The following is a 23,374-nucleotide window of genomic DNA, read 5'->3' on the forward strand; positions in this document are numbered from 1 at the left end:
CTAGAGGGCGCGCATCACCGAAACGACCTTGCCCATGATCGTCGCGCTGTCGCCGAGGATCGGTTCGTACTGGGTGTTCTGCGGCAGCAGCCAGGTGTGGCCATCCCGCTGCCGGAAGGTCTTGACGGTAGCTTCGTCGTCCAGCAGCGCGGCCACGATCTCGCCGTTGACGGCGCTCGGCTGCCGGCGGACGACGACCCAGTCGCCGTCGCAGATAGCCGCATCGATCATGGAATCGCCGGAGACCTTGAGCATGAACAGCTCGCCGTGTCCTACGAGCTGCCGGGGCAGGGGCATGACGTCCTCGACGACCTGGTCCGCCAGGATGGGGCCGCCCGCGGCGATCCTGCCGACCAGCGGAACGATCGCCGTGTCGGAAGCCGTGGCCAGTTCCGACACCGACAGGCCGCCAGTGCTGCGGAGTTTGTCCGGTTCGGCCACGCCTTCGATCTCAATCGCGCCCGTCTCGAGCGTCAGCGGCGTCAGGACCTCCATGGCCCTGGGGCGCTTGGGATCGCGGCGGATATATCCGAGCTTCTCCAGTTGCGCGAGCTGATGCGTGACGCTGGAGAGGCTGGCGAGCCCGACGGTGTCGCCGATCTCGCGCATCGACGGCGGGTAGCCCTTGGCGCTGATGGAACGCTGGATGCTCTCGAGGATCTTCTTCTGGCGGGGCGTCAGGCTCTTGGGGGACGCACCCGCGCGCCTGCGTGCGCTTCCCGTGCCGGCGGTACCTGAAGTAGCTGCACTCTTCCTCGACATGAACTGGCCCCGGTTCTCTATCCGGCCACCCGGGCTAGCCAGGGTGGCCGGTCCAATGTTGTCAGTGGCAGGTGATGCACTCAGGCATGGCCGCCATTTCTTCAAGCCTAGGGCAGCCACAGCACGATCTCAAACATTTATTCGATCGAGTCTCGACAATATTCGATCACAAGTGCTACAAATGGAATCCGACAGTTCGAATATGCGTTCGAAACAACTGATGCATACGCACGCGGAACGGGAAGGTACCCCTCATGTCTGCTCAGCTCGCCCCGCACGTCGCCCCGCACGCTCTGTTGGGCTCGACGCCCGCGCTGCGGCTTACCCGCCGCGGCCGCCTGGTGCTCATCGGGTTGCCCCTGATGCTTGGCGCCGCCGTCCTGCTGACCCTGGTCGGCTTCTTCACGGCACCGGCCTTGGCGAGCTCGGGACCTGGCCTCGGCCCCGGCCGCACCGTGTCGGTCGCCGTCGCTCCCGGCCAGACGCTCTGGGATGTGGCCGTGCTGGCAGCGCCGGACCGACACCCGCACGATGTCATTGCGGAGATCCAGCAGCTGAACAACCTGCCGGATTCGGTCGTCCGTGCCGGGCAGCGGCTGTTCGTCCCGCTGGGGGACTAGGGACTGTAATAAGAGCCGCTCCGGCAGGCCCGATTCCTGCCCCGGGCCTGCCGGAGCTTAAGCTGGTCAGGTGAACGACCAGCTGGATCTACTCAACCGACTGCCCCTGCGTAACAACCTGCGCGGACTGACTCCGTACGGAGCTCCGCAACTCGACGTTCCCGTGCTCCTCAACGTCAACGAGAATACGCATGGACTGCCTCATGAGGTTGCGGACGCGATAGCGGCGCGCGTCCAATCGGCGGTGGCGGGTCTGAACCGCTACCCGGACCGCGAATTCACGGAGTTGCGGGAGGCGCTGGCCAAGTACCTCGGCCACGGGCTTTCCGCGGGGAACATGTGGGCCGCGAACGGATCCAACGAGGTGCTGCAGCAGATCCTGCAGGCCTTCGGCGGCCCGGGCCGGCGTTTGCTGAGTTTTCCTCCCACCTACTCGATGTATCCGCTCCTTGCCAGCGGCACTGACACGGAATACGTGACTGCCCGCCGCGGCGCCGACTTCGGGCTGACGGCCGGCCAGGCAGCCAAGGCTGTCCGCGATACCGCGGCCAACATTGTCGTCCTATGCTCGCCGAACAATCCGACCGGAACCGCGCTCGGGCTCGATGTCGTCGAAGCTGTCTACGAAGCAGGCGAAGCGAGCCAGGCGATTGTCATCGTCGATGAAGCGTATGCGGAATTTGCCCATGTCGGTACTGACAGTGCCCTGACGCTGCTGCCGGGCAGGGAGCGGCTGATCGTCTCGCGGACGATGAGCAAGGCCTTTGCCCTTGCCGGCGCCCGCGTCGGCTATCTTGCGGCAGCTCCCCAGATTGCGGATGCCCTCCGGCTGGTGCGGCTCCCTTACCACCTCTCGGCCGTCACCCAGGCGACCGCATTGGCGGCTCTCGACCACGCCGACGCACTGCTCGCCAATGTCGAGGAGATCAAGGGCCAGCGGGATCGCATCGTCAGTGAGCTGGCGTCGCTCGGGCTGCAGCCCGCGCCGTCGGACTCAAATTTCGTTTTCTTCGGCGGCCTGAAGGACCCGCATAAGGTCTGGCAGGGACTGCTGGACGCCGGCGTGCTGATCCGCGATGTCGGCATCGCCGGGCACCTGCGCGTCACTGCCGGCACCGAGGCCGAGACCACCGCCTTCCTGGACCGGCTGCGGGAACTGCTCTGAGCTTCGGTCTTCTAGACTGATAGGTGCGGGTTCCCAGTCAACCCGCAATGACCACTTTTGCCACAAAGGAATTCCATGACCACGGATATCGCCACCACTGCACGCACAGCACGCCTCGAACGCACCACCAGCGAGTCGTCGGTGCTGGTTGAGCTGAACCTGGACGGCACCGGTCAGTCCGACATCAGCACCACTGTCCCGTTCTACGACCATATGCTCACGGCCCTCTCGAAGCACTCGCTGATCGACCTGACCGTGAAGGCCTCGGGGGACACGCACATCGACGCCCACCACACCGTCGAGGACGTCGCCATCACGCTCGGCGAAGTCCTGAAGAGCGCGCTGGGCAATAAGGCCGGTATCCGGCGTTTCGGCGAAGCTACCGTCCCGCTGGACGAGGCCATCGCCAACGCCGTGGTCGACATCTCGGGCAGGCCTTATCTCGTGCACGACGGTGAACCGGCCGGCCAGGAATACCACCTGATCGGCGGCCACTTCACCGGTTCCCTGACCCGCCACGTCTTCGAGGCGATCACGCTGCACGCGCAGATCTGCCTGCACATGCGGGTGCTCGGCGGCCGGGACCCGCACCACATCGTGGAGGCTCAGTTCAAGGCATTCGCCCGCGCCCTGCGCGCCGCCGTGGAGCCGGATCCGCGCGTCGAAGGCATTCCGTCGACCAAGGGAGCGCTCTGACCATGGCGCCCAAGGTGACCGTACTGGACTACGGGTCGGGCAACATCCGGTCGGCGGTCCGGGCGCTCGAGCATGTCGGCGCCGAGGTGACCCTCAGTCACGATTCGCGGGCCATCCTCGAAGCCGATGGGCTGGTCGTGCCCGGTGTCGGGGCGTTTGCCACCGTGATGGAGGGCCTCAAGTCCGTCGACGCCATCCGCTGGATCGGCAGGCGCGTCGCCGGCAGCCGGCCGGTCCTGGGGATCTGCGTCGGACTGCAGGTGATGTTCGAGGCCGGCGTCGAGCACGGCGTGAGGACCGAAGGCATCGGTGAATGGCCGGGCACCGTCGAGCGACTGGCTGCCGAGGTCGTCCCGCACATGGGGTGGAACACCGTCCAGCCTCCGGAAGGCAGCCGGTTGTTTGCCGGGATCGAAGACGAGCGGTTCTACTTCGTGCATTCCTACGGCGTCCAGCACTGGGACTTCGACGTTAACCAGCCGGCCATGACTCCTCCCATGGTCACGTGGTCCGATCACGGCGGGCCCTTTATCGCCGCCGTCGAGAACGGTCCGCTGAGCGCGACACAGTTCCACCCCGAGAAGTCCGGGGACGCGGGCGCCGCCTTGCTGCAAAACTGGCTTCGGACCTTGGGCTGATCCGCGCATGTGGAGTGTTGTCCTGATGGGCCTGGCCGGCCTCCTGGCCGGCGGCGCCATTGCCTTCCGCGGCCAGCAGGCGCCGAAATGGCTGATCATCAGCTTCTGGTTCCTGGCAGCTATGGCCCTGGTGGCCGCATACCTGCTTACCCTCGGCCCGGCCGAGTAATTCCTTCGATTAGTTCAGAAAGCGGATTCCCCTATGACGACGCAAGATGCCCCGATCCTCGAACTGCTGCCCGCCGTGGACGTCGCCGACGGCCAGGCCGTGCGGCTCGTGCAGGGCGAGGCCGGCAGCGAGACAAGCTACGGTGATCCGCTGGACGCGGCCCTGGCCTGGCAGAACGACGGCGCCGAGTGGGTCCATCTGGTGGACCTCGACGCGGCCTTCGGGCGGGGCTCCAATATCGAACTGCTGCAGCGCGTGGTGCGGGAACTGAGCATCAAGGTTGAGCTGTCCGGCGGCATCCGCGACGACGCATCGCTGGACCGCGCACTGGAGCTGGGAGCTGCCCGGGTCAACCTCGGGACCGCTGCGCTGGAGAACCCGGAGTGGACGGCCAAGGCTATCGAACGCTACGGCGACGCTATCGCCGTCGGACTCGATGTCCGGGGCACCACCCTTGCGGCCCGCGGCTGGACGAAGGAGGGCGGCGACCTCTGGGACGTTTTGGCCCGTCTGGAAGACGCGGGCTGCGCGCGGTACGTGGTCACTGACGTGACCAAGGACGGCACGCTCCAGGGTCCCAACCTGGACCTGCTCAAGGAGGTCGCCTCCCGCACGGCCAAGCCGGTCGTTGCCTCCGGCGGCATCTCCAGCCTCGATGATCTGGCCGCCCTGCGCACCCTGGTGCCGCACGGCGTTGAGGGAGCGATTGTCGGCAAGGCGCTGTACGCCGGCAAGTTCACGCTGCCCCAGGCACTCGATACCGCCGGCCGCCGCTGAGCCTTGGCGGACAAGAGGGAGCTGCCGGGCCACATCGCCGCCGCACTGGCCGGCGCCGGCGGCGCGACGGACTCGGCAGGCAGGCCGTGGAGCGGCCGCGACCTGAGCGGGCCGGGCAATCCGCTGCACAATTTCAACGACGACGACGGCGGCGCCGACCAGGGCTACCTGAAGGCCATCGCGGCGCTGGCCGACGGCACCGGGGGAGAACCACAGGTGCTGCAGGCTCTGGCCTCGGCCCGCGTCTTTGTTCCGATTGTGGCGCAGCTCGGTGAGGAAGCGGCCGGAGCCAACGATCTCACCGCCGACAAGCAGGCGGACATGGCCCTGGTGACGCTGCAGGCGCCCGACGGACGTCGGGCACTGCCGGTGTTCACCTCGGCGTCCGCCCTGGAGGCCTGGCATGCCGAGGCCAGGCCCGTGGCCGTCTATGCCGCCCGGGCGGCGCTGTCGGCCGTAGCGGAAAAAGCCCAGCTGCTGGTCGTGGACCCGGGCTCCGAGGTGACCTTCGTTGTGCGCCGCCCGGGTGTCTGGGCGCTGGCGCAGCAGCACGAATGGGTGCCCTCCTATGTCGACCCTGCGCTGGCGGACCTCGTCGCCGATGCGGTCGGGGGAGAACCGGACGTTCTGCGCACTGCGTTGGCGCCCGGCAGCGGCATCGCCTCCAGGACGGCCTCGGGGCGCATACTTGCCGGCGGCGGGCCGGGTCCGGAGCTGCGGTTGGTCCTGACCGCCAGGGACGGTCTGAGCCAGGCGGAACTGCAGGGACTAGCCGGGCGGCTGCAAGGGCGGCTGGGCGCGTCCAAGGACTTTGCCGAACGGGTGGATTCGCTGGAGATCAGCTTCGTCCGGGACGCTGCGGGCGGGCGCGCCGGGAGCTAGGCTGCAGGCGGCGGAAGCGTCAGGGCCCGCCAAGCCGGGCAGCGTTTCGGGGCCCGCCAAGCCGGGCGGCGTTTCGGGGCCCGCCAAGCCGGGCAGCACGGTCCGGAACGGCTGGGCTCGCCGGGCCGGCCCGCGGGCAGCGAAAAGGCGCCGGAGCTGTGCCCGGCGCCTTTTCGCGAAAAGCTGTTGCCCTCTAGTTGACCGGTCCGGTGAACTTCTCGCCCGGACCATGGCCCGGAGCGTCGGGAAGCACCGATGCCTCACGGAACGCCAACTGCAATGAGCGCAACCCGTCGCGCAAGGGGCCGGCATGCTGGCTGCCGATTTCCGGCGCCGCGGCGGTGACGAACCCGGCCAGGGCGGTGATCAGCTTGCGGGCTTCGTCAAGATCCTTCAGCTGCTCGGCATCCTCGCCGGCTGCCAGCCCGCACTTGACTGCCGCGGCGCTCATCAGGTGGACAGCCGCCGTCGTAATGACTTCCACTGCGGGTACTTCCGCAATGTCCCGCATCTGCGCGAGGACTTCCTGGTCCTGGCCGGCATTCTCCGGGCCGTCGAACGAATGACGGTGGCCGGCATCGGGGGCAGGATTGTTATCTGGGGTGCTCATACTGGTAAGCTTGTCACAGACCAATTGATTCCTGTTATTTTCGTGCCCGAGGGCACACCCGGATTCCGGAAGGAATAACGGATCAATCTGCAAGCGGATTCGTCTCCCACCTGTCGGCATGGATTATCCACAGCTGCCGGGTTCCGGTCGGCATACAGTCCCCGTTGGGGAAACTGATGCGCGCAGTCCCTTTGGGGCCGCGCCGAACGCCGGCTCCGAGGCCTCCGATTGCGCACGCAATAGGGGGCCTTCTCCTATTGTGGGGCGGTCACCGTGACCACAACAATCAGGAGCCACACATTAGCGAGCCACGAATCAATGATCGGATCCGCGTCCCCGAGGTGCGGTTGGTAGGTCCTGCCGGCGAACAGGTGGGGATCGTCCGCATCGAGGACGCACTGCGTCTGGCCGCCGAATCGGACCTGGATCTTGTTGAGGTAGCACCGCAGGCCAAGCCTCCGGTGTGCAAACTCATGGATTTTGGCAAGTACAAGTACGAAGCAGCAGTCAAGGCCCGTGAAGCCCGCAAGAACCAGACCAACACTGTTCTGAAGGAAATCCGGTTCCGGCTGAAGATCGATAAGCACGACTACGAGACCAAGCGCGGGCACGCCCTCCGCTTCCTCGGCGCGGGCGACAAGGTCAAGGCCATGATCCAGTTCCGCGGGCGCGAACAGCAGCGCCCGGAGATGGGTATCCGGCTGCTGCAGAAGTTTGCGGACGACGTCGCCGAGGTCGGCATCGTCGAGTCCAGCCCCCGCATCGACGGCCGCAACATGGTCATGGTGATCGGCCCGATCAAGAACAAGGCGGAAGCGAAGGCCGAAGCCCGCCGCGCAACGCAGAAGGCAGAGGCCAAGGCCGCCAACGCCGCCAAGAAGGAGCGCGTCGACGTTTCCTCCAACCAGGCGCCGATGACGCAGAGCCTGGGTGACTTGTTGCCGGAGGGCCTGGCCACGAGCGCGGCTGAACCGGCGGAAGCGCCGTCGGTTGCCGAGGCTGCACCCGCGGCGGCACCTGAGCCGCAGGTGGAGCAGGCGCCCGAGCCGAAGGTCGAGAAGGCACCTGAGCCGCAGGTGGAGCAGTCGCCCGAGCCGAAGGTCGAGAAGGCACCTGAGCCCCAGGCGGAGCCCCTGGCCCAAGAGGAGCCGAAGCCGCAGGTATCGGCTCCCAAGCCGCCCGTCCAGCAGGCACCGAAGCCGCAGACCGCAGCCGCCCCCAAGGCGGCGCCGGCTCCGAAGCCCCAGGCTGCACCGAAGCCCGCGGCGATGCCGAAGCCGCAGGCACGGCCGAAGCCCATGCCGGGCCCGGCGAAGCCGTCCGCACCCAAACCTTCCGGTCGCGGCAGCTCCAAGAGCTGACGACAGACCGGGTTCATCTGGCAGTCCGGGAGCATCGAGCTCCCGGGCTCCGGTAGACATGTCAACCGCGCGTTCCCGCAGGGAGCCGCACGAACCGACGGCCCTGGCCTGAGGATACGTAAGGAGAACGGCAGCTATGCCGAAGCAGAAGACCCACAGTGGCGCCAAGAAGCGCTTTAAGCTCACCGGCAGCGGCAAGCTCAAGCGGCAGCAGGCCAACCGCCGCCACTACCTGGAGCACAAGCCCTCCACGCTCACCCGCCGTCTGGCGAGCGACAAGATCGTTGCACCGGCTGATGTGAAGAACATCAAGAAGATGCTCGGCATCTAACACACCCTTTCCGACCAGGCACGGCCGCAGCTGCCGGTGCCAGTCGTTTCAGCAATTTCCGACGCCGGGGACACCTGTTCCGGCCGTCCAACACCTAAAGGAGTACGCACGTGGCACGTGTGAAGCGGGCAGTCAACGCCCATAAAAAGCGCCGGGTAGTTCTTGAGCGCGCATCCGGCTACCGCGGTCAGCGGTCCCGTCTCTACCGCAAGGCCAAGGAACAGCTGCTGCACTCGTTCGTGTACAGCTACGGCGACCGCCGCAAGCGGAAGGGCGACTTCCGCCGCCTCTGGATCCAGCGCATCAACGCTGCCTCCCGCGCCAACGGCCTGACCTACAACCGCCTGATCCAGGGCCTGAAGGCTGCCGAGGTCCAGGTTGACCGCCGCATGCTGGCCGAGCTGGCCGTCTCCGACGCTGCCACCTTCGCCGCGCTGGTCCAGATCGCCAAGGACTCCCTGCCCGCCGACACCTCGGCCCCGGCCGAACGCAAGGCCGCTCCGGCTGCCAAGGCAGCTCCGGCTGCCAAGGCAGCTCCGGCTGCGAAAGCTGCTCCCGCCGCCGCCACCGCCCCGGTTGCCGCCGAGGGCGAGCTGGCCGGCGCCGTCAAGGCCGTCGACGGCCAGGACGCTCCCGAGGGCTTTGCCATCAAGGGCAACCAGTCGAAGAAGTACCACGTCCCGGGTTCGACCTGGTACGAGCAGACCACTCCGGTCTACTGGTTCAACACCGTCGAGGCCGCCAAGGCCGCCGGCTACGAGCCCGCCGGCGGCGAAGCCCGCCAGAAGATCGCCGAGTAATTCTGCGAATCAGGCGGCAGCCTGCACTAACGCTATAGTCGCTCTATGAGCACTACCGGGCGCCCACCAGCAGTTATGTCCAATCCCCGAGCAGATCGGGTCAAGGACGTGGCGAAGCTGGCTGGGCGCCCCGCGCGTTTAAAACGCCGTCAGTTCCTGGCCGAGGGGCCCCAGGCGGTGCGGGAGGCGCTCCTGGCCCACCGCAATGCTGTGGGCGAGCGGCGGCCTCCCGTCGTCTCCGAGGTCTTCGCTACAGAGGCATGCCTGGCGCGCTACCCCGAACTGGACGACCTGGCAGCGGACGCGGACCTGCGGCTGGCGAACGACGACGTCATCGCCGCCATGTCCGATACGGTCAGTCCGCAGGGCATCCTGGCGGTCTGCCACTACGTGGACCGGCCCCTGGAGGAGGTCCTGGCGGCCCGTCCCAAGCTGCTTGCCGTCATGGTGCGGGTCCAGGACCCCGGCAACGCGGGAACGGTGCTGCGGGCGGCCGATTCGGCTGGCGCGGACGCTGTCGTCCTGATTGGCGGGAGCGTGGATATCTACAACCCGAAGGCGGTCCGGTCGACCGTCGGCTCCCTCTTCCACCTGCCCGTCGTCACCGGAGTGGACTTCGATTCCTTCGTGGACCGGCTGAGGGAACAGCATGTGGCCGTGCTGGCGGCCGACGGCTACGGAGACATAGACCTGGACCGGCTCCAGGATGAGAGCGCCCTGCGCCGGGGCGGAGGGGCGCCAACCGGAAGCGGGAGATCCTCGGGCCCGGCCTTGGAGGGCGAAACGGCCTGGCTCTTCGGCAACGAGGCCCAGGGCCTCTCTGATGGCGAGCTGGCCGCCGCCGACTATCGCGTTGCGGTTCCCCTCTACGGCCAGGCCGAGAGCCTGAACGTCGGCACCGCCGCGACCGTCTGTTTGTACGCTTCCGCCCGGGCCCAGCGCAGCGCCTGACCGAGCGGGCCCTCGGTGCCGGCGGCGACACACGGATCATCCTCCTGAAGACGGCGCACCTCGGGCCGGAGGAACTGCTCGTGGCGGCCAAGATCACCATCGGCCCGATTCGGGTCGGAAATCGGCCGCAGGATCGACGGCGTACAGCGGCGGATCCGGGACGCCGTTCCGATCGCCCGGGTGAGCTACCTGGCGCCCGATATCTTCCGGTCCGAGAATGCGGCACCCCTACCGGGGCCGGCCGACGCCCGAGGTTTCCGCTCGATGAGGCCCGAGATAACCGCCACGGCCAGGCCGAGGACGGCCAGGCCTGCCCCGACCAAGGCGGGCGCCTTGTAGCCCCAGCCCGCGGAAATCACGGCACCGCCGAGGAAGGCTCCGAGGGCGTTGGCCATGTTCAGCGCAGAGTGGTTCAGCGAGGCTGCCAGCGTCTGGGCGTCCGGTGAAGCGTCCATGAGCCTGGTCTGCAGGCCGGGGATGAGGCTGGAACCGGCGACGCCGATCAGGAACACCATGACCACGGCTAGGACGGCGATATCCGCGACCACCCAGAAGAGGGCGAGCACGCACACGATGGCTATCATTACCTGGTAGATGCTGCCCATCACCGAGCGCTCGGCCAGCCGTCCGCCCAGGATGTTGCCGGCGACCATGCCGAGTCCATACAGACCGACGATGAGCGGCAGCGCGGATTCAGGCAGTCCGGCGACGTCCGTCATGGTCGGGCTGATGTACGAGTAGACGGCGAAGAACCCGCCGAAGCCGACCACACCGATTAGCAGGGCGAGCCACACCTGGATGCGCTTCAACGCCCGCAGCTCGCGGCGCATGCTCGCCTCGGCGTGCGCGGGCCTGAACGGGACGAAGCGCTGGACCAGGAGCAGCGTGATGGCGCCGATGATGCCGACGGCCACGAACATCAGGCGCCAGCCGTAGTTCTGGCCAAGCCAGGTCACCAGGGGAACGCCCACGACGTTGGCCACGGCCAGGCCCAGCATGACCGCGGCGACCGCGCGGGGGCGTTTGGCCGGGGCGACCAGGGAGGCCGCGATGACGGCGGCGATCCCGAAGTAGGCGCCGTGCGGCAGGCCCGAAATGAACCTGGTCACCAGCATGGAGCCGAAGTCCGGGGCAAGGACCGACGACAGGTTTCCCACCGTAAACAGTGCCATCAGCCCCAGCGCCATGTGCTTGTGGGGTAGCCGCGCACCCAGGGCGGCCAGGACCGGGGCCCCGATGACGACCCCCAGGGCGTAGGCGGAAATCAGCTGGCCGCTCTGCGGAATGCTGATCTGCAGGCCTTCCGCCACGTTCTGCAGCAGCCCCATGATGGCGAACTCCGTGGTCCCGATGCCGAAGCCGCCGGCCGCGAGGGCGATGATGGCTGCGGCGATGGGGACACGCGGGTGGTTCTGCGCGGCGTCGTGGTCATCGTTGGAAAGCATGTATGGGACTCCGGGTAAGGGGGAGGCGAGGCCGGATCGGCCATGAGTCGGACGGTGCCGTAAAGGTAACACTTCGACGTCGTCGTCCGGGGCACGGTGTAGCGGAGGACACCTTCCGGTCAGCCGGGTGCGGCCTTCCGCCGTAGACTCGTGGGGTGGAACCACGACTGAAGCAGATTGTCGGCGCCGCCATCCTCGATTCGCTGGAGAGCCCGACGAGGCTGCTCGCCGCCCGGCGCAACGCACCCGAGCCGTTGGCCGGCCTCTGGGAGTTTCCCGGCGGCAAAGTGGAACCGGGGGAGGGCTGCGAAGACGGCCTACGCCGCGAGATCCGCGAGGAGCTTGGCGTCGACGTGGAGCTCGGGACGGAAGTCGTCGGCCCGCTGGACCAGGGGTGGCCACTGAACGATGCGGCCGCTATGCGCGTATGGAACGTGCGGATCGTCGACGGGGAGCCTCGCCCCCTGGAAGACCACGATGAACTGCGCTGGGTGGACCTTCGGCAGCCGGAACTGACGGCGCTGCCTTGGATCCCGGCGGATTTCCCCATCGTCTCCGCCGTATTGGAGGCCGCGCGAACAGCGCACAGCAGCCTGCCCTGAGGACGGCCGCCCGGGCCTGCCTAGAAGAGGGTCGGTTCATGCACCGGAAGTGTGGTCAATGCCACCTCTGCCGACGGAGGGACCGCTCCGTGCCGGGCCGCCGCCGTCGCCGATACCCGCAGCTGGGCGGCTCCGCCGTCGAGTCCGTGGCGGAGCCTGAATTTCCTGACTCTCCCGGCCAGCCACTGCCGGTAGTCCTTGGATGCATAGGAGCCGCCGTTGTACAGGCCGCGGTAGCGGCCGACTAACGATGGATACTCGCGGGCCAGCCATTGCAGGAACCACTCGCGCGCCCCCGGCCGCAGATGGAGGGCGCCGGCTGTCACTCCGGAGGCGCCGGCCGCCGCCAGCTGGGAAAAAAGGCGGTCGAGATGCTCGTCGCTGTCGGTCAGCCACGGCAGGATCGGCATCGCCATCACGCCGCATTCAAAGCCAGCCTCCGCGACCGCCCGGATGAGGTCCAGCCGCGCTTTCGGCGTGGGCGTACCGGGTTCCACCTGCTGCTGCATCCGGGCGTCCGCGAAAGCCAGCGAGACGCCGATCCCGACGTCCACGCTGGCCGCGGCTTGCTTCAGGAGAGGCAGGTCGCGCTTGAGCAGGGGGCCCTTGGTCAGGATGGAGAAGGATGTGCCGGAGTCAGCTAGGGCATTGATGATGCCGGGCATGAGCCCGTACCGGCCTTCCGCGCGCATGTAGGGATCCGAATTGGTGCCCAGGGCGACGGGCTCGCCCTTCCAGGACGGGCGGGAGAGCTCCCTGCGGAGCACCTCGACGACATTCGTTTTGACGATGATCTGCGTGTCGAAGTCGCGGCCGGAGTCCAGGTCCAGGTACTCGTGGGTCTTCCGCGCGAAGCAGTACGTGCACTGATGCAGGCAGCCGCGCGTGGGATTGATAGTCCACTCGAAGGGCATGCCCGATTGGGCCGGAACCCGGCTGAGCGCCGATTTGCAGGCGATTTCGTGGAACGTCACTCCGGCGAATTCGGGTGTCTGCACCGACCGGACCAGCCCCGCCAGCCGGGTCAGGCCTGGCAGGGCGGAGGTATCTTCGGCCGCCAATGACTGTCCGTCCCATCGCATGCATCTATTCGAACACAGATTCGAATATTGCTCAAGGGCGGTTGTGCCGGCACCGGGGGGAGGGAAGCTGTCGACGCGGGAAGGGGATCCTGCTGACGCGGGAAGGGGAAGCTGTCGACGCGGGAAGGGGATGCTGCTGACGCGGGAAGGGGAAGCTGTCGACGCCGGAAGTGCGTGGCTGTCAGCGCCGGGAGGGCCACGGCCGGCGCTCGCGGTCGCCGGCGCGCAGGAGGGGCCGCAGCGGGCGCTCGCGGTAGCCGCCTTCGCGCAATCCGGCCGCACGCTCGAAGGGGTTCCGGGAGGCCGGGTCGCCGGTCCGGAGCAGGGACCACAGTGCCGCCGCCAGATAAAGGGGCAGGAAGGGCAGCCCGAGGCAGAGGGCGTACTGGGTGCTGTGCCGGGCTTCGTGCCCCAGTAGCACCGGATTGTTGGCGAGGCGGGCGGACTCCGGCCGGAACAGGACAACGTTGCCGAGTGTGAAGGCGGCGGCCTTTGGCAGCGGCCAGGTGTAGCCGTGGGCGAGGATCAGGCCGCGGGGACCGTCATGAAGCGAACAGCGGGCCAGTCCGGCCGTTCCGAGCCCGAGCAGGGTCGACAGGTTGATCCAGTTGAGCAGGCGGCGCAGGCGTTCCCCGGCGGTCATAGGTTCATCATAGGTGGCCCTGTTCAGTGGGCGTCGGTGGCGTCCACTAGACTTAGGGGTGCCACGACAGGCCCGATTGCCGGGCCAGCCGCGCCGCATCGGCGCTGTCGCGGCGCTTGTACGCGAACCGAAGGTAAGTACTCACACATGTCTGAAACCACCGTGGGGACGGAGTCCCCCCAGGTTGCCGCCGTGCCGCACCCGCTTGATGAAGCAGCCATCGCCGCCGCCGTAGAGCGCGCGCTGGAGGCCATGGCGGCGGCGGCCGACCTTGAGGAGCTCAAGGCCGTGCGGATTGCCCACACCGGGGAGAAGTCCCCGCTGAGCCTGGCCAACCGGGAGATCGGGAAGCTGGATAAGGCTGAGAAGGCCGCTGCCGGCAAGCTGGTAGGCCCTGCACGCGGGCGCCTGAACAAGGCGCTCGCCGCCCGGACCGAGGAACTCGAAGCCGCGCGCGACGCCCAGATCCTCGTGGAGGAAGCCGTCGACGTTACGGCGGCCCCCCGCCGTCGTCGTGCCGGTGCCCGCCACCCGCTGTCCGTTCTGCAGGACCGCGTCAGCGACATCTTCGTGGGGATGGGCTGGGAAATCGCCGAAGGCCCCGAGGTGGAGTCCGAGTGGTTCAACTTCGACGCGCTGAACTTCAAGCCGGACCATCCCGCCCGCGAAATGCAGGACACCTTCTTCGTCGAGCCGCCCGAGGCCCACCTGCTGATGCGCACGCACACGTCGCCGGTCCAGGTGCGTTCCATGCTGGAGCGGGACCTGCCGGTCTACGTGCTGTGCCCCGGCAAGGTTTTCCGGACCGATGAGCTCGACGCCACGCACACGCCCGTGTTCCACCAGTTCGAGGGCCTGGCCATCGACAAGGGCCTGTCCATGGCGGACCTGCGCGGCACCCTGGAGCACTTCGCCCGGCAGATGTTCGGCGCCGAGGCGTCCATCCGGCTGCGCCCGAACTTCTTCCCGTTCACGGAGCCTTCCGCCGAGCTCGACATCTGGCACCCCGGTGCCAAGGGCGGCCCGCAGTGGATCGAGTGGGGAGGCTGCGGCATGGTGCACCCCAACGTGCTGCGGGCAGCAGGCATCGATCCCGAGGTCTACTCCGGCTTCGCCTTCGGAATGGGCATCGAGCGCACGCTCATGTTCCGCAACGAGGTCGGCGACATGCACGACATGATCGAAGGCGACGTCCGATTCAGCGAACACTTCGGGATGGAGATCTAAGTAATGCGTATCCCACTTTCCTGGCTGCGGGAGTATGCCCAGGTTCCGGCCGGAGCGACGGCCGAAGACGTTATGGCCCAGTTGGTCAAGGTCGGCCTCGAGGAAGAGGCGGTCCATCGTCCGCTGGACGAGCTGAAGGGCCCCATCGTGGTCGGCCAGGTGCTCTCCGCCGAGAAGGAACCGCAGTCCAACGGCAAGACGATCAACTGGTGCCGGGTCCGGGTTGTCCCGGAAGGCAGCGAGCAGACCCTCACCGGCGATGGTATCGACCCCTCGGGCGTGCAGGGCATCGTCTGCGGCGCCCACAATTTCGAACCGGGCGACAAGGTCGTCGTGACCCTGCCCGGAGCGGTGCTGCCCGGGGACTTCCGGATCACCCCGCGCAAGACCTACGGCCACCTGTCCGCCGGCATGATCGCGTCGGTACGCGAACTCGGCATCGGGGAGGACCACGACGGAATCCTCGTGCTTTCCACCCTTGGACTGGACCCCGAGATCGGCACCGACGCCCTCGAGGTCCTCAGCCTGCACGACGAGGCAGCCGAGATCAACGTCACCCCGGACCGGAGCTACTGCTTCTCCATCCGCGGCGTGGCACGCGAATATGCGCACGCCACCGGCACCGAATTCACGGATCCCGCCGCGGGTGTGAAGGTGGCGGCGGCGGACGGTCCGGGCTACCCGGTCCGGCTCGAGGACCAGGCCCCGATCTACGGGAAGCCCGGATGCGACCGCTTCGTGGCGCGCACGGTACGCGGCGTGGACCCCTCCCGGCCCACGCCGCCGTGGATGGCCTCACGGCTGCGCCTGGCCGGCATCCGGTCCATCTCGCTGGTGGTCGATATCTCCAACTACGTGATGCTCGAACTCGGCCAGCCGCTGCACTTCTACGACCTGGATCGGCTCGCGGGCGACATCGTCGTGCGGCGCGCGAACCAGGGCGAAACGCTCGAGACACTGGACGGCAAGGTCCGCAAACTGGATCCCGAAGACCTGCTCATCACCGATGACTCCGGCGCCATCGGCATTGCCGGCGTCATGGGCGGTGCCGCCACCGAAGTTTCGGACAGCACCGTCAACATCCTGATCGAGGCGGCCCACTTCGAGGAAGTCGGCATCGCGCGCTCCCGCCGTCGGCACAAGCTGCCGTCCGAGGCCTCGAAGCGCTTCGAGCGCGGCGTCGACTGGCAGGTCGCGGACGAGGCGGCCCAGCGGGCCGTGGACCTGCTGACCGAGCTCGCCGGCGGTACCGCCGACGCCACCGCCACGGACACCGGACAGGAACCTGCCGCCGTCGTTATCGACCTGCCGGCGCAGTATGCGGCGGAGCGCATCGGCATGGAATTCACCGAGGACCAGATCCTCTCCTCGCTGCAGGATCTGGGCGCCGGCGTCGAGAACTACGACGGCGGCTACCGGGTGACGGTGCCCAGCTGGCGCCAGGACCTGGTCATCAAGGAGGACCTGACCGAGGAGATTGCGCGGCTGGTCGGCTACGACAAGATTCCCGCGACGCTGCCCGTCGCTCCGCCCGGACGGGGCCTGACACGGACCCAGCAGCAGCGGCGGCGCGTCCTGCAGTCGCTTGCGGACGCGGGCCTGACCGAGGTGCTTTCCTACCCGTTCGCCACCAAGGCGGACAATGACACCTTCGGTTCGCCGGACGGCACCGGCCGCAGCGCACTGAAGCTGGCCAACCCGCTGAGCGACGAGCACGGCTACCTCCGTACCAGCGTCCTGCCGGGGCTGCTGGAGACGGCGCGGCGCAACCACTCGCGCGGCTTCCGCGACCTGGCCCTCTACGAGGCCGGCCTGGTGTTCCTGCCGGGCGAGCGGCTCGGCTCGGCGTCTGTCCCGCCGCTGGGCGCGCTGCCGGACGAGGAGGTGCTGGATGGCCTCTACGACGGCATTCCGGACCAGCCGCTGCACATTGCGGCCGTCTTCATGGGGCATGACTCGCCGGCCGGCGCCGGCCACACGCCGCACCCGTGGGACTGGGCCGACGCACTGGACATGGCCCGCCTGGTCGGCGACGTCCTCGGCGTCGAACTGGTCATCGAGCAGGGACTGCACCAGGCCTTCCACCCCGGCCGCACCGCCAGGATCTCGCTGCGCAGTGGCGAGACCGTCGGCTATTCGGGCGAACTGCATCCGAAGCTGCTGGCGGCACGGGACCTCCCGGCCCGCACGGTCGCGCTCGAGCTGAACGCCGAGCTGCTCTTCGCCGCGGCCCCGGACGTCATCGTGGCCAAGCACATCTCCACGTTCCCGCTGGCCACCCAGGACGTGGCGCTTGTGGTGGACCAGGAGACCCCGGCCAGCATGGTGCTGGAAACCCTCCGCGAGGGTGCGGGCGAGCTGCTGGAGGACATCGCGCTGTTCGACGTCTACTCCGGCACGGGAATCGAATCCGGCAAGAAGTCGTTGGCGTTCGGCCTGCGCTTCCGGGCAAATGACCGCACGCTGACCGCGGACGAGGCCTCGGAGGCCCGCGCGGCCGCCGTCGCGCTGGCCGCCGAGCGGTTCGGCGCAGTCCAACGCTGAGTCCGCGCTCCGCAGCGGGCGCTGCAACGGGTAAGAAGTGAAGAACAACGACGGCGGGACCGGGCGATGCGCCCAGGTCCCGCCGCCACCGGGGGTAGGAAATGATGCAGGTATGAAGGCCGAGGTGATTATCCGGCTGGTCCATCTCGAGGCGGAGGCCGAGGACAGCGGACAGCCGATGCGCCGCGACGGAATCCGCCGGCGGGCGCGTGAACGGGTTCTGCTCCTCGCGGCCGAGGAACTGGACGTGGCCCGCGAGCGGCTCGAGCTGCTGTTCGACTGCCGGGACTGCGAGCGAGGAAATGACGGCAGCCACGGGCAGCCGCAGCTGCAGCTCGACGGGGCTCCCTCACCGGTCCGGCTCAGCTACAGCCGGACGGGACAGTGGCTGCTCGTCGCGCTTATTTTCCGCCCCGTCCTGCTGGGAGTCGACCTGGAAGACGCCGGCTCGGACGCCTTCGGGGACACGGACAATATTGACCCCGTGGCGTTCACCGAGGAGGAACGACGGCTCGTCGGGTCCTCGGACTCTCCCCGGCTGATGCGCGCGCGGCTGTGGACCCGCAAGGAAGCTCTGCTGAAGTCGACGGGTCACGGCCTGCGGCTGGCCCCGGATTCCATCGGGGTAGCGGACGCGGACGGAAGCCCCAAGCTGATGCTGTGGCCCGGGCACGCGGGGGAGCGGCCGGGAATCCGGCTTCTCGACCTCGACCTGCCCGCCAGCGAGGCCGGAAACCCGGTCCCGGTCTCGCTGACCGCCTCACTGGCCGTCGGCGGATCGTCCCAACCGGGAATTATCTTCCGGGAAGAGCTGGCAGCCCGCGGCTGAACAGCCAGGCGTCCAATAGGCTCCGGACGTCGAAGCCTGTCTCCGCCTCCGCCACTGCGATGAACATGCCGGTGTCCACCGAGCCGTACCGGTGCTCGGTGGCCCAGCGGCGCAGCAAGCGGTAGAAGGCGGCGTCGCCCACCGACCGGCGGAGGGCCTCCAGTGCAAGGGCGCCGCGCTTGTAAACGCGGTCATCGAACATCAGTTCCGGGCCGGGATCGCCGACCACGATGTCCTGCGGAAGCGCCGCCAGCCTCTTCCACGCGGCGTTGGCTCGGGCCGCGGCAGGCATCGAGCCGGACTCTTCGGACCAGATCCACTCCGCATAGCAGGCGAAGCCTTCGTGCAGCCAGATATCCTGCCAGCGTGCCACCGTGAGGGAGTTGCCGAACCACTGGTGCGAGAGTTCGTGGGCGATCAGCCGCTGGGCCTCCCAGGAAGAGCTCAAGTGGTTGCTCCCGAGCACGGATAGCGACTGCGCCTCCAGCGGTATTTCCAGTTCATCCTCGGTGACGACGACGGTGTACTGGCTGAACGGGTATGCCCCGAACCGTGCAATGAAGGTTTCCATCATGTGTTCCTGGCGGACCAGGCTGCTGCGAGCGTCGACCGCGAGCGGTCCGGGGACGGCGATGTGCTGCCGGACGATGCCGCGGCTGCTGATAACGGATTCCGGCTGGCCGTCCGCCAGGTCCTCGAGGCCGTACCGCCCAATCTGGACCGTGGCGAGGTAACTGGCCATCGGCCGGTCCATCCGGTATTCCCAGGTTTCCCTGCTCGACTTCTTGCTGTGCTGGACGAGGTCCCCGTTGGCGACCGCCCGATAGCCGGCGTCGGTGGTCACCGCGATCCGGTAGGTCGCCTTATCGGAGGGACGGTCGTTGCAGGGGAACCACGAGGGGGCGCCATTGGGCTGGCCTGCGACCAGGACGCCGTCGGCGAGTTCTTCCCAGCCGACCTCGCCCCACAGGCCGCGGACCGGAGCGGGCGACCCCTCGTAGCGGATGTCCAGTTCCACGTCCGCCCCGGCGTCCAGCTCGGAGGCCAGCGCCAGGATGAGTTTGCCGCCGCGATGTGAGACCTTCTTCGGCCGCCGGCCATTGACCAGGACTTTGGACGCCGCCAGGCGTGCCAGATCCAGTTCCAGCCGCTGGACCGGCTCAAGGATACGCGCCGTCAGCCGGGCTCGGCCCGAGAGCCTGTTGGCGGCGAGCTTCACTTCGAGGTCAAGGTCGTAATGCAGGACGGCAAATGCGGTGCTGCCCGATCCCGGAAGGTAGGGGTCAAGGCGGGCCGGGCACGGCGACTCGGGCGGCGCCGCGGCGGCGCCGGCCTCCTCCGGCCGGGTGTCGGCGTTAGAACTCATGCTCCGGTGATCCACGGTCGTACGGGGTTTCCCATCCAGTAGCTGGCCGCCGGGACGGTCTCGCCGCGCATTACCAGCGAGGCGGGGCCGACCGTTGCTCCGGCGGCAATGGAAGCGGCGGGGAGAATGACTCCGTGCGGGCCCAGGGTGGCGCCGGCCGCCAGCTCCACGGTATCAATGCTCATCACGCGGTCGTGGAAGAGGTGCGTCTGGACCACGCAGCCCCGGCTGACGGTCGAGCCGTCCCCGAGCACAACGAGGTCCGCCTCGGGCAGCCAGTAGCTTTCGCACCAGACACCGTGGCCGATCTTCGCGCCTAGCCCGCGCAGCCACCAGACCAGCGGCGGGGAACCGGAGGTGATCCGGCCGAACCAGGGGGCGCTCACCAGCTCGACGAAGGTGTCGACGACTTCGTTGCGCCAGATGAAGGAGCTCCAGAGCGCGTGTTCCCCGGCACGGATCCGGCCGACGAGCAGCCATTTGGCGAGCACCGAGCTGCCAGCCGCAACCGCCCCGGCCGCGGCAAGGACCACACCTCCGCCCAACCCGGCCACGAGGTAGCCGTAGGCTCCGGCTACCCAGTCGAGTGCGGCCAGGACGGCCAGGGCCAGGGCGACGGTGACCATGACCGGAACGAACCGGCACAGCTCCCACAGCGACCGGGCGAGCTTCAGCCTGGCGGGCGGGTCGTAGGTGAGGCTCACGTCAGCGGCGACCTCCGTTCGGTGCAGCCGCACCGGCGGGCTGCCCAGCCAGGATGACCCGGACTTGGCCTTGGCCGGTGTGGCGGAGAGGACCGCGACGAGCGAGTTCTTCGGAACCCGCCGCCCGGCGCCCGTCATGCCGGAATTGCCCAGGAACGAGCGCTTGCCGATCTTGGCCGGACCAACCTTCATCCAGCCGCCGCCGAGTTCGTAGGAGGCCACCATCGTGTCATCGGCCAGGAAGGCGCCCTCGCCGATGGTGGTCATCTTGGGAATGAGCAGGACCGTCGACGCCTCGACGTTCCTGCCGACCTTGGCGCCGAGCATGCGCAGCCACGCGGGGGTGAAAAGGCTGGCGTAGATGGGGAAGAGCAGATCCCGCGCCATGTCGAGGACGCGTTCGGTGGCCCAGACCTGCCAGCCGACCCGACTGCGCACGCGGTGGAAGCCGGGTTCCATGCCGACGCCCAGCAACCGGACGGTCAGCGCCACGAGCAGCATGAGGCCGGCGAACCAGACGGCGGCCGCCAGCGGCACGCTCGCGAGCAGCGGCAGGAAGGCGTCCGACAGGCTGGTTTCGGAGGGGACCATAAGTACGACGACGGCGACAGCCGCCGCGGCGGCCGCGTACGGCATGAGTGCCAGGAACGCTGAAGCCAGCGGGTAGAACAGCGACCACAGGGGCGACGACTTCGGCGGCGCGTCCGGCCACTCCTGCCGTGCCTTTCCCTTCCGGACGGCCGGCGACCCGGAGAAGTGCAGGCCGGCCTTGACCTTGCCGCTGACCGCGGAACCGGGGGCGATCGTGGCGTGGGCACCGATCTTGGCTCCGGGCATCATGGTGCTGCGGGCGCCGATGGAGGCGCCCGCGCCGATCTGGACGGGACCGATGTGGACGCGGTCCCCGTCGATCCACCAGCCGGACAGGTCGACCTCGGGCTCGACCGCCGCGCCGGTGCCCACGGACAGCATGCCGGTGACGGGCGGTATGGAGTGCAGGTCGACGTCGCGGCCGATCTGCGCCCCCAGCGCGCGGGCGTAGTAGGGCACGAAGGGCGCGCTGGCCAGCGACACGGCGCCGGCCATGTCCGCGATCTGCTCCGCCAGCCAGAGCCTCAGATGGACCTTGCCCGAGCGTGGATAGTTGCCGGGGGTGACCTTGCGCAGCAGCAGCCGCGCGGCCGCCACGGCAATGCCCATCCTGCCGACCGGGCTGACGAAGACGGCCCAGAGCGCGAGCACCCACCACCAGGACACGGTCGGCGCGGAGGCCAGGACCCCGGTGTAGGCAAGCACATTGTTGATGACCATCAAGTAGGTCAGCCAGCGCAGGCCGATCAGCATGACCAGCGGGATGCCCATTAGCGTCTGGAAGACCTGGGCCCTGCGCGTGGTCCGGCGGACGTCGCGTTCGCGCGGATGCGCGGGCTGGTCGTCCGGGACGGACTGCCGCACCGCGTCGACGAGCGCCCCGAAGCGCGGGTGGGCATAAATCTCCGACACCGCGATCGTCGGATACTTGCTCCGCAGTGCTGAGACCAGCTGGGCCGCGGCCAGCGACCCGCCGCCGTGGGTGAAGAAGTCGGCATCGAGGGAGGCGATCGGCGTGCCCAGCACCGCTTCCCACTGTTCGGCGATCCAGGCGGCTTCCGGATCCAGGTCCGGGACGCCGGCCTGGTCGGCGATCTGCGCGCCGGGCAGGGGCCAGGGCAGCGCGTTGCGGTCCACCTTGCCGCTGGTTTTCACGGGCAGCGTATCCACGACGGCGAGGAGCGGAACCAAAGCGGCCGGCAGCTGGCCGGCCAGGACCTCGCGCGCCCTGTCCAGGTCGTAGCCGTCCTGGGTCGCGAGGTAGCCCACGAGCAGTTGGTTGCCGGCTGCCGTCGTCTTGACGGCAGCGGCAGCGCCGGAGACGCCGGGCAGGGCCTGCAGCGCGGCGTCGACCTCGCCCAGCTCGATCCGCCGTCCGCCGAGCTTGACCTGTTCGTCCGCGCGGCCCACGAAGAGCAGTCCGGTCGGGTCGTAGGTGACCAGGTCCCCGCTGCGGTAGGCGCGCTCCCAGCCGAGCGTCGGCATGGGTGCGTACTTCTCGGCGTCCTTCGCCGGGTCGAGGTAACGGGCGAGGCCGACGCCGCCGATGATCAGCTCGCCGGTGCCGCCGGCGGGGACCGGAACTCCGGCCTCGTCGACCACAGCCAGGTCCCAGCCGTCCAGGGGGAGCCCGATGCGCACGGGCCCGTCGCCGCCCAGCGGGGCGGCGCAGGCGACGACCGTTGCCTCGGTCGGCCCGTAGGTGTTCCAGACCTCGCGATCTTCCACGGCGAGTCGCCGCGCCAGTTCGGGAGGGCAGGCTTCGCCGCCGAAGATCAGCAGCCGGACATTTTCGAGCGCCTCGGCCGGCCACAGGGCCGCGAGGGTGGGCACGGTGGACACGGCGGTGATGTTCCGGCTGAGCAGCCACGGGCCAAGGTCCATGCCGCTGCGCACCAGCGACCGCGGCGCGGGGACCAGGCAGGCGCCGTGGCGCCAGGCCAGCCACATCTCCTCGCAGGAGGCGTCGAAGGCCACCGACAGGCCGGCGAGTACCCGGTCCTGCGGCCCCAGGGGCTCGGCGGGCAGGAAGATCCGCGCCTCCGCGTCCACGAAGGCCGCCGCGGACCGCTGGGTGACGGCGACGCCCTTCGGCGTGCCGGTCGAACCGGACGTGAAGATGACCCAGGCGTCGTCGGCCAGCTCGGCAGGACGAGCCGCGGGGAAGGGCGCGGGTCGGCCCGGGGTGACCCGGATGGTGTCCCCGTCGGTCAGGATGCCGGCGACCTTGGCCTCGCCGAAGACGAGCCGCGCGCGCTCGTCCGGGTCATCGGCGTCGACCGGGACGTAGGCCGCGCCGATGTACAGGGTCGCCAGGATGGCGATGTACAGCTCGCGCGTGCCGGATGAGATCCGGATGCCGATCTTGTCCCCGGCGCCCAGGCCGGCCAGGTGGAGCCGGCGGCCCTTTGCCCGCACCTCATCCATCAGCTCGCTGTAGCTGAGCGGCCGGTGGCCGTCGTCGAGCGCCGTGGCGTCGGGATGCGCCTCGGCGCTGGCGACGAGGATGTCAATGAGGGTTCGGGGCTCCGGCGTCTCCGTTGAGCCGGGCAGCTGGGGGGCAAAGGAGGTCATCCGGC

The 23,374-nt window shown here is 68.6% G+C and carries 22 protein-coding genes; 15 read left to right on the plus strand and 7 right to left on the minus strand.

All coding sequences use genetic code 11. The annotated features are described in order from the left end of the window. Positions 1-762, minus strand: coding sequence for a transcriptional repressor LexA (gene lexA / locus WFH44_RS03390; protein ID WP_336711707.1), 762 nt, complete (start codon positions 760-762; stop codon positions 1-3). Positions 763-1,016: 254 nt separating this feature from the next. Here lexA and WFH44_RS03395 point away from each other — a divergent pair, with 254 nt between their 5' ends. From WFH44_RS03395 to WFH44_RS03425, 7 genes are all read left to right on the plus strand, one after another. After that, a complete protein-coding gene (locus WFH44_RS03395; protein WP_336711708.1) occupies positions 1,017-1,382 on the plus strand; it encodes a LysM peptidoglycan-binding domain-containing protein in 366 nt (121 codons plus the stop codon). A gap of 70 nt (positions 1,383-1,452) precedes the next feature. Beyond that, a complete protein-coding gene (locus WFH44_RS03400) occupies positions 1,453-2,547 on the plus strand; it encodes a histidinol-phosphate transaminase (RefSeq protein WP_336711710.1) in 1,095 nt (364 codons plus the stop codon). Positions 2,548-2,622: 75 nt separating this feature from the next. After that, the gene (gene hisB / locus WFH44_RS03405) at positions 2,623-3,243 is read left to right on the plus strand and encodes an imidazoleglycerol-phosphate dehydratase HisB (protein WP_336711711.1); all 621 of its coding nucleotides are present in this window, start codon (positions 2,623-2,625) and stop codon (positions 3,241-3,243) included. A gap of 2 nt (positions 3,244-3,245) precedes the next feature. Further along, on the plus strand, positions 3,246-3,881 hold the full coding sequence (gene hisH / locus WFH44_RS03410; protein WP_336711713.1) for an imidazole glycerol phosphate synthase subunit HisH: 636 nt from the start codon (positions 3,246-3,248) through the stop codon (positions 3,879-3,881). A gap of 7 nt (positions 3,882-3,888) precedes the next feature. Continuing rightward, a complete protein-coding gene (locus WFH44_RS03415; RefSeq protein ID WP_336711715.1) occupies positions 3,889-4,050 on the plus strand; it encodes a hypothetical protein in 162 nt (53 codons plus the stop codon). A gap of 33 nt (positions 4,051-4,083) precedes the next feature. Then, positions 4,084-4,827, plus strand: a complete 744-nt coding sequence (priA, locus tag WFH44_RS03420) for a bifunctional 1-(5-phosphoribosyl)-5-((5-phosphoribosylamino)methylideneamino)imidazole-4-carboxamide isomerase/phosphoribosylanthranilate isomerase PriA (RefSeq protein ID WP_336711716.1) — start codon at positions 4,084-4,086, stop codon at positions 4,825-4,827. A 3-nt stretch (positions 4,828-4,830) separates the two neighbouring features. Beyond that, the gene (locus tag WFH44_RS03425; protein WP_336711717.1) at positions 4,831-5,709 is read left to right on the plus strand and encodes an SseB family protein; all 879 of its coding nucleotides are present in this window, start codon (positions 4,831-4,833) and stop codon (positions 5,707-5,709) included. Between the two features lie 193 nt (positions 5,710-5,902). Here the strand turns inward: WFH44_RS03425 and WFH44_RS03430 are convergent, their stop codons facing one another. Next, positions 5,903-6,319 (minus strand): DUF1844 domain-containing protein, encoded by a 417-nt coding sequence (locus WFH44_RS03430; RefSeq protein ID WP_336711719.1) that lies wholly within the window; start codon positions 6,317-6,319, stop codon positions 5,903-5,905. A gap of 341 nt (positions 6,320-6,660) precedes the next feature. On the opposite strand from WFH44_RS03430, the gene infC reads away from it, so the two are divergent. From infC to WFH44_RS03450, 4 genes are all read left to right on the plus strand, one after another. Further along, on the plus strand, positions 6,661-7,680 hold the full coding sequence (gene infC, locus WFH44_RS03435) for a translation initiation factor IF-3 (protein WP_442892856.1): 1,020 nt from the start codon (positions 6,661-6,663) through the stop codon (positions 7,678-7,680). 136 nt (positions 7,681-7,816) lie between these two features. Further along, on the plus strand, positions 7,817-8,011 hold the full coding sequence (gene rpmI / locus WFH44_RS03440; RefSeq protein ID WP_262104161.1) for a 50S ribosomal protein L35: 195 nt from the start codon (positions 7,817-7,819) through the stop codon (positions 8,009-8,011). 110 nt (positions 8,012-8,121) lie between these two features. Continuing rightward, on the plus strand, positions 8,122-8,811 hold the full coding sequence (gene rplT, locus WFH44_RS03445; protein WP_336711722.1) for a 50S ribosomal protein L20, sunset domain variant: 690 nt from the start codon (positions 8,122-8,124) through the stop codon (positions 8,809-8,811). A 45-nt stretch (positions 8,812-8,856) separates the two neighbouring features. Beyond that, the gene (locus tag WFH44_RS03450; RefSeq protein WP_336711723.1) at positions 8,857-9,762 is read left to right on the plus strand and encodes a TrmH family RNA methyltransferase; all 906 of its coding nucleotides are present in this window, start codon (positions 8,857-8,859) and stop codon (positions 9,760-9,762) included. Positions 9,763-9,947: 185 nt separating this feature from the next. Here the strand turns inward: WFH44_RS03450 and WFH44_RS03455 are convergent, their stop codons facing one another. Further along, positions 9,948-11,207, minus strand: a complete 1,260-nt coding sequence (locus WFH44_RS03455; protein ID WP_336711724.1) for an MFS transporter — start codon at positions 11,205-11,207, stop codon at positions 9,948-9,950. 155 nt (positions 11,208-11,362) lie between these two features. Between WFH44_RS03455 and WFH44_RS03460 the strand changes: the two genes are divergently transcribed. Continuing rightward, on the plus strand, positions 11,363-11,809 hold the full coding sequence (locus WFH44_RS03460; protein WP_336711726.1) for a (deoxy)nucleoside triphosphate pyrophosphohydrolase: 447 nt from the start codon (positions 11,363-11,365) through the stop codon (positions 11,807-11,809). Positions 11,810-11,829: 20 nt separating this feature from the next. Here WFH44_RS03460 and WFH44_RS03465 read toward each other — a convergent pair whose 3' ends face one another. Together WFH44_RS03465 and WFH44_RS03470 are read right to left on the minus strand one after the other, a co-directional pair. After that, positions 11,830-12,891 (minus strand): Rv2578c family radical SAM protein, encoded by a 1,062-nt coding sequence (locus tag WFH44_RS03465; RefSeq protein ID WP_336711728.1) that lies wholly within the window; start codon positions 12,889-12,891, stop codon positions 11,830-11,832. Between the two features lie 181 nt (positions 12,892-13,072). After that, positions 13,073-13,534 carry a hypothetical protein gene (locus tag WFH44_RS03470; RefSeq protein WP_336711729.1) on the minus strand — a complete coding sequence of 154 codons (462 nt, stop codon included), beginning with the start codon at positions 13,532-13,534 and terminating at the stop codon, positions 13,073-13,075. Between the two features lie 147 nt (positions 13,535-13,681). On the opposite strand from WFH44_RS03470, the gene pheS reads away from it, so the two are divergent. The 3 genes from pheS (at position 13,682) to WFH44_RS03485 (ending at position 18,134) form a co-directional block, all read left to right on the plus strand. Then, positions 13,682-14,761 carry a phenylalanine--tRNA ligase subunit alpha gene (pheS, locus tag WFH44_RS03475; RefSeq protein ID WP_336711731.1) on the plus strand — a complete coding sequence of 360 codons (1,080 nt, stop codon included), beginning with the start codon at positions 13,682-13,684 and terminating at the stop codon, positions 14,759-14,761. Positions 14,762-14,764: 3 nt separating this feature from the next. Continuing rightward, on the plus strand, positions 14,765-17,305 hold the full coding sequence (gene pheT, locus WFH44_RS03480; RefSeq protein WP_336711733.1) for a phenylalanine--tRNA ligase subunit beta: 2,541 nt from the start codon (positions 14,765-14,767) through the stop codon (positions 17,303-17,305). A gap of 112 nt (positions 17,306-17,417) precedes the next feature. Further along, on the plus strand, positions 17,418-18,134 hold the full coding sequence (locus tag WFH44_RS03485; protein ID WP_336711735.1) for a 4'-phosphopantetheinyl transferase family protein: 717 nt from the start codon (positions 17,418-17,420) through the stop codon (positions 18,132-18,134). On the opposite strand, the gene WFH44_RS03490 is transcribed toward WFH44_RS03485, so the two are convergent. Both WFH44_RS03490 and WFH44_RS03495 read right to left on the minus strand, forming a co-directional pair. Continuing rightward, positions 18,100-19,500 carry a M1 family metallopeptidase gene (locus tag WFH44_RS03490; protein ID WP_336711738.1) on the minus strand — a complete coding sequence of 467 codons (1,401 nt, stop codon included), beginning with the start codon at positions 19,498-19,500 and terminating at the stop codon, positions 18,100-18,102. The two genes, WFH44_RS03485 and WFH44_RS03490, sit on opposite strands and share 35 nt — an antisense overlap. After that, positions 19,497-23,369, minus strand: a complete 3,873-nt coding sequence (locus WFH44_RS03495; protein ID WP_336711740.1) for a Pls/PosA family non-ribosomal peptide synthetase — start codon at positions 23,367-23,369, stop codon at positions 19,497-19,499. Before WFH44_RS03495 ends, WFH44_RS03490 begins: the two co-directional genes overlap by 4 nt. Positions 23,370-23,374: the final 5 nt, after the last annotated feature.

The organism is Arthrobacter sp. USHLN218, from assembly GCF_037144715.1.
GTDB lineage: Bacteria > Actinomycetota > Actinomycetes > Actinomycetales > Micrococcaceae > Crystallibacter.

Coding starts and splice junctions, on each gene's coding strand:
- lexA (WP_336711707.1), bottom strand. CDS start 762: ATGTCGAGGAAGAGTGCAGCTACTTCAGGTACCGCCGGCACGGGAAGC.
- hisB (WP_336711711.1), top strand. CDS start 2,623: ATGACCACGGATATCGCCACCACTGCACGCACAGCACGCCTCGAACGC.
- pheS (WP_336711731.1), top strand. CDS start 13,682: ATGTCTGAAACCACCGTGGGGACGGAGTCCCCCCAGGTTGCCGCCGTG.
- WFH44_RS03450 (WP_336711723.1), top strand. CDS start 8,857: ATGAGCACTACCGGGCGCCCACCAGCAGTTATGTCCAATCCCCGAGCA.
- WFH44_RS03470 (WP_336711729.1), bottom strand. CDS start 13,534: ATGACCGCCGGGGAACGCCTGCGCCGCCTGCTCAACTGGATCAACCTG.
- pheT (WP_336711733.1), top strand. CDS start 14,765: ATGCGTATCCCACTTTCCTGGCTGCGGGAGTATGCCCAGGTTCCGGCC.
- WFH44_RS03395 (WP_336711708.1), top strand. CDS start 1,017: ATGTCTGCTCAGCTCGCCCCGCACGTCGCCCCGCACGCTCTGTTGGGC.
- WFH44_RS03485 (WP_336711735.1), top strand. CDS start 17,418: ATGAAGGCCGAGGTGATTATCCGGCTGGTCCATCTCGAGGCGGAGGCC.
- priA (WP_336711716.1), top strand. CDS start 4,084: ATGACGACGCAAGATGCCCCGATCCTCGAACTGCTGCCCGCCGTGGAC.
- WFH44_RS03455 (WP_336711724.1), bottom strand. CDS start 11,207: ATGCTTTCCAACGATGACCACGACGCCGCGCAGAACCACCCGCGTGTC.
- WFH44_RS03465 (WP_336711728.1), bottom strand. CDS start 12,891: ATGCGATGGGACGGACAGTCATTGGCGGCCGAAGATACCTCCGCCCTG.
- rpmI (WP_262104161.1), top strand. CDS start 7,817: ATGCCGAAGCAGAAGACCCACAGTGGCGCCAAGAAGCGCTTTAAGCTC.
- WFH44_RS03495 (WP_336711740.1), bottom strand. CDS start 23,369: ATGACCTCCTTTGCCCCCCAGCTGCCCGGCTCAACGGAGACGCCGGAG.
- hisH (WP_336711713.1), top strand. CDS start 3,246: ATGGCGCCCAAGGTGACCGTACTGGACTACGGGTCGGGCAACATCCGG.
- WFH44_RS03430 (WP_336711719.1), bottom strand. CDS start 6,319: ATGAGCACCCCAGATAACAATCCTGCCCCCGATGCCGGCCACCGTCAT.
- WFH44_RS03490 (WP_336711738.1), bottom strand. CDS start 19,500: ATGAGTTCTAACGCCGACACCCGGCCGGAGGAGGCCGGCGCCGCCGCG.
- WFH44_RS03415 (WP_336711715.1), top strand. CDS start 3,889: ATGTGGAGTGTTGTCCTGATGGGCCTGGCCGGCCTCCTGGCCGGCGGC.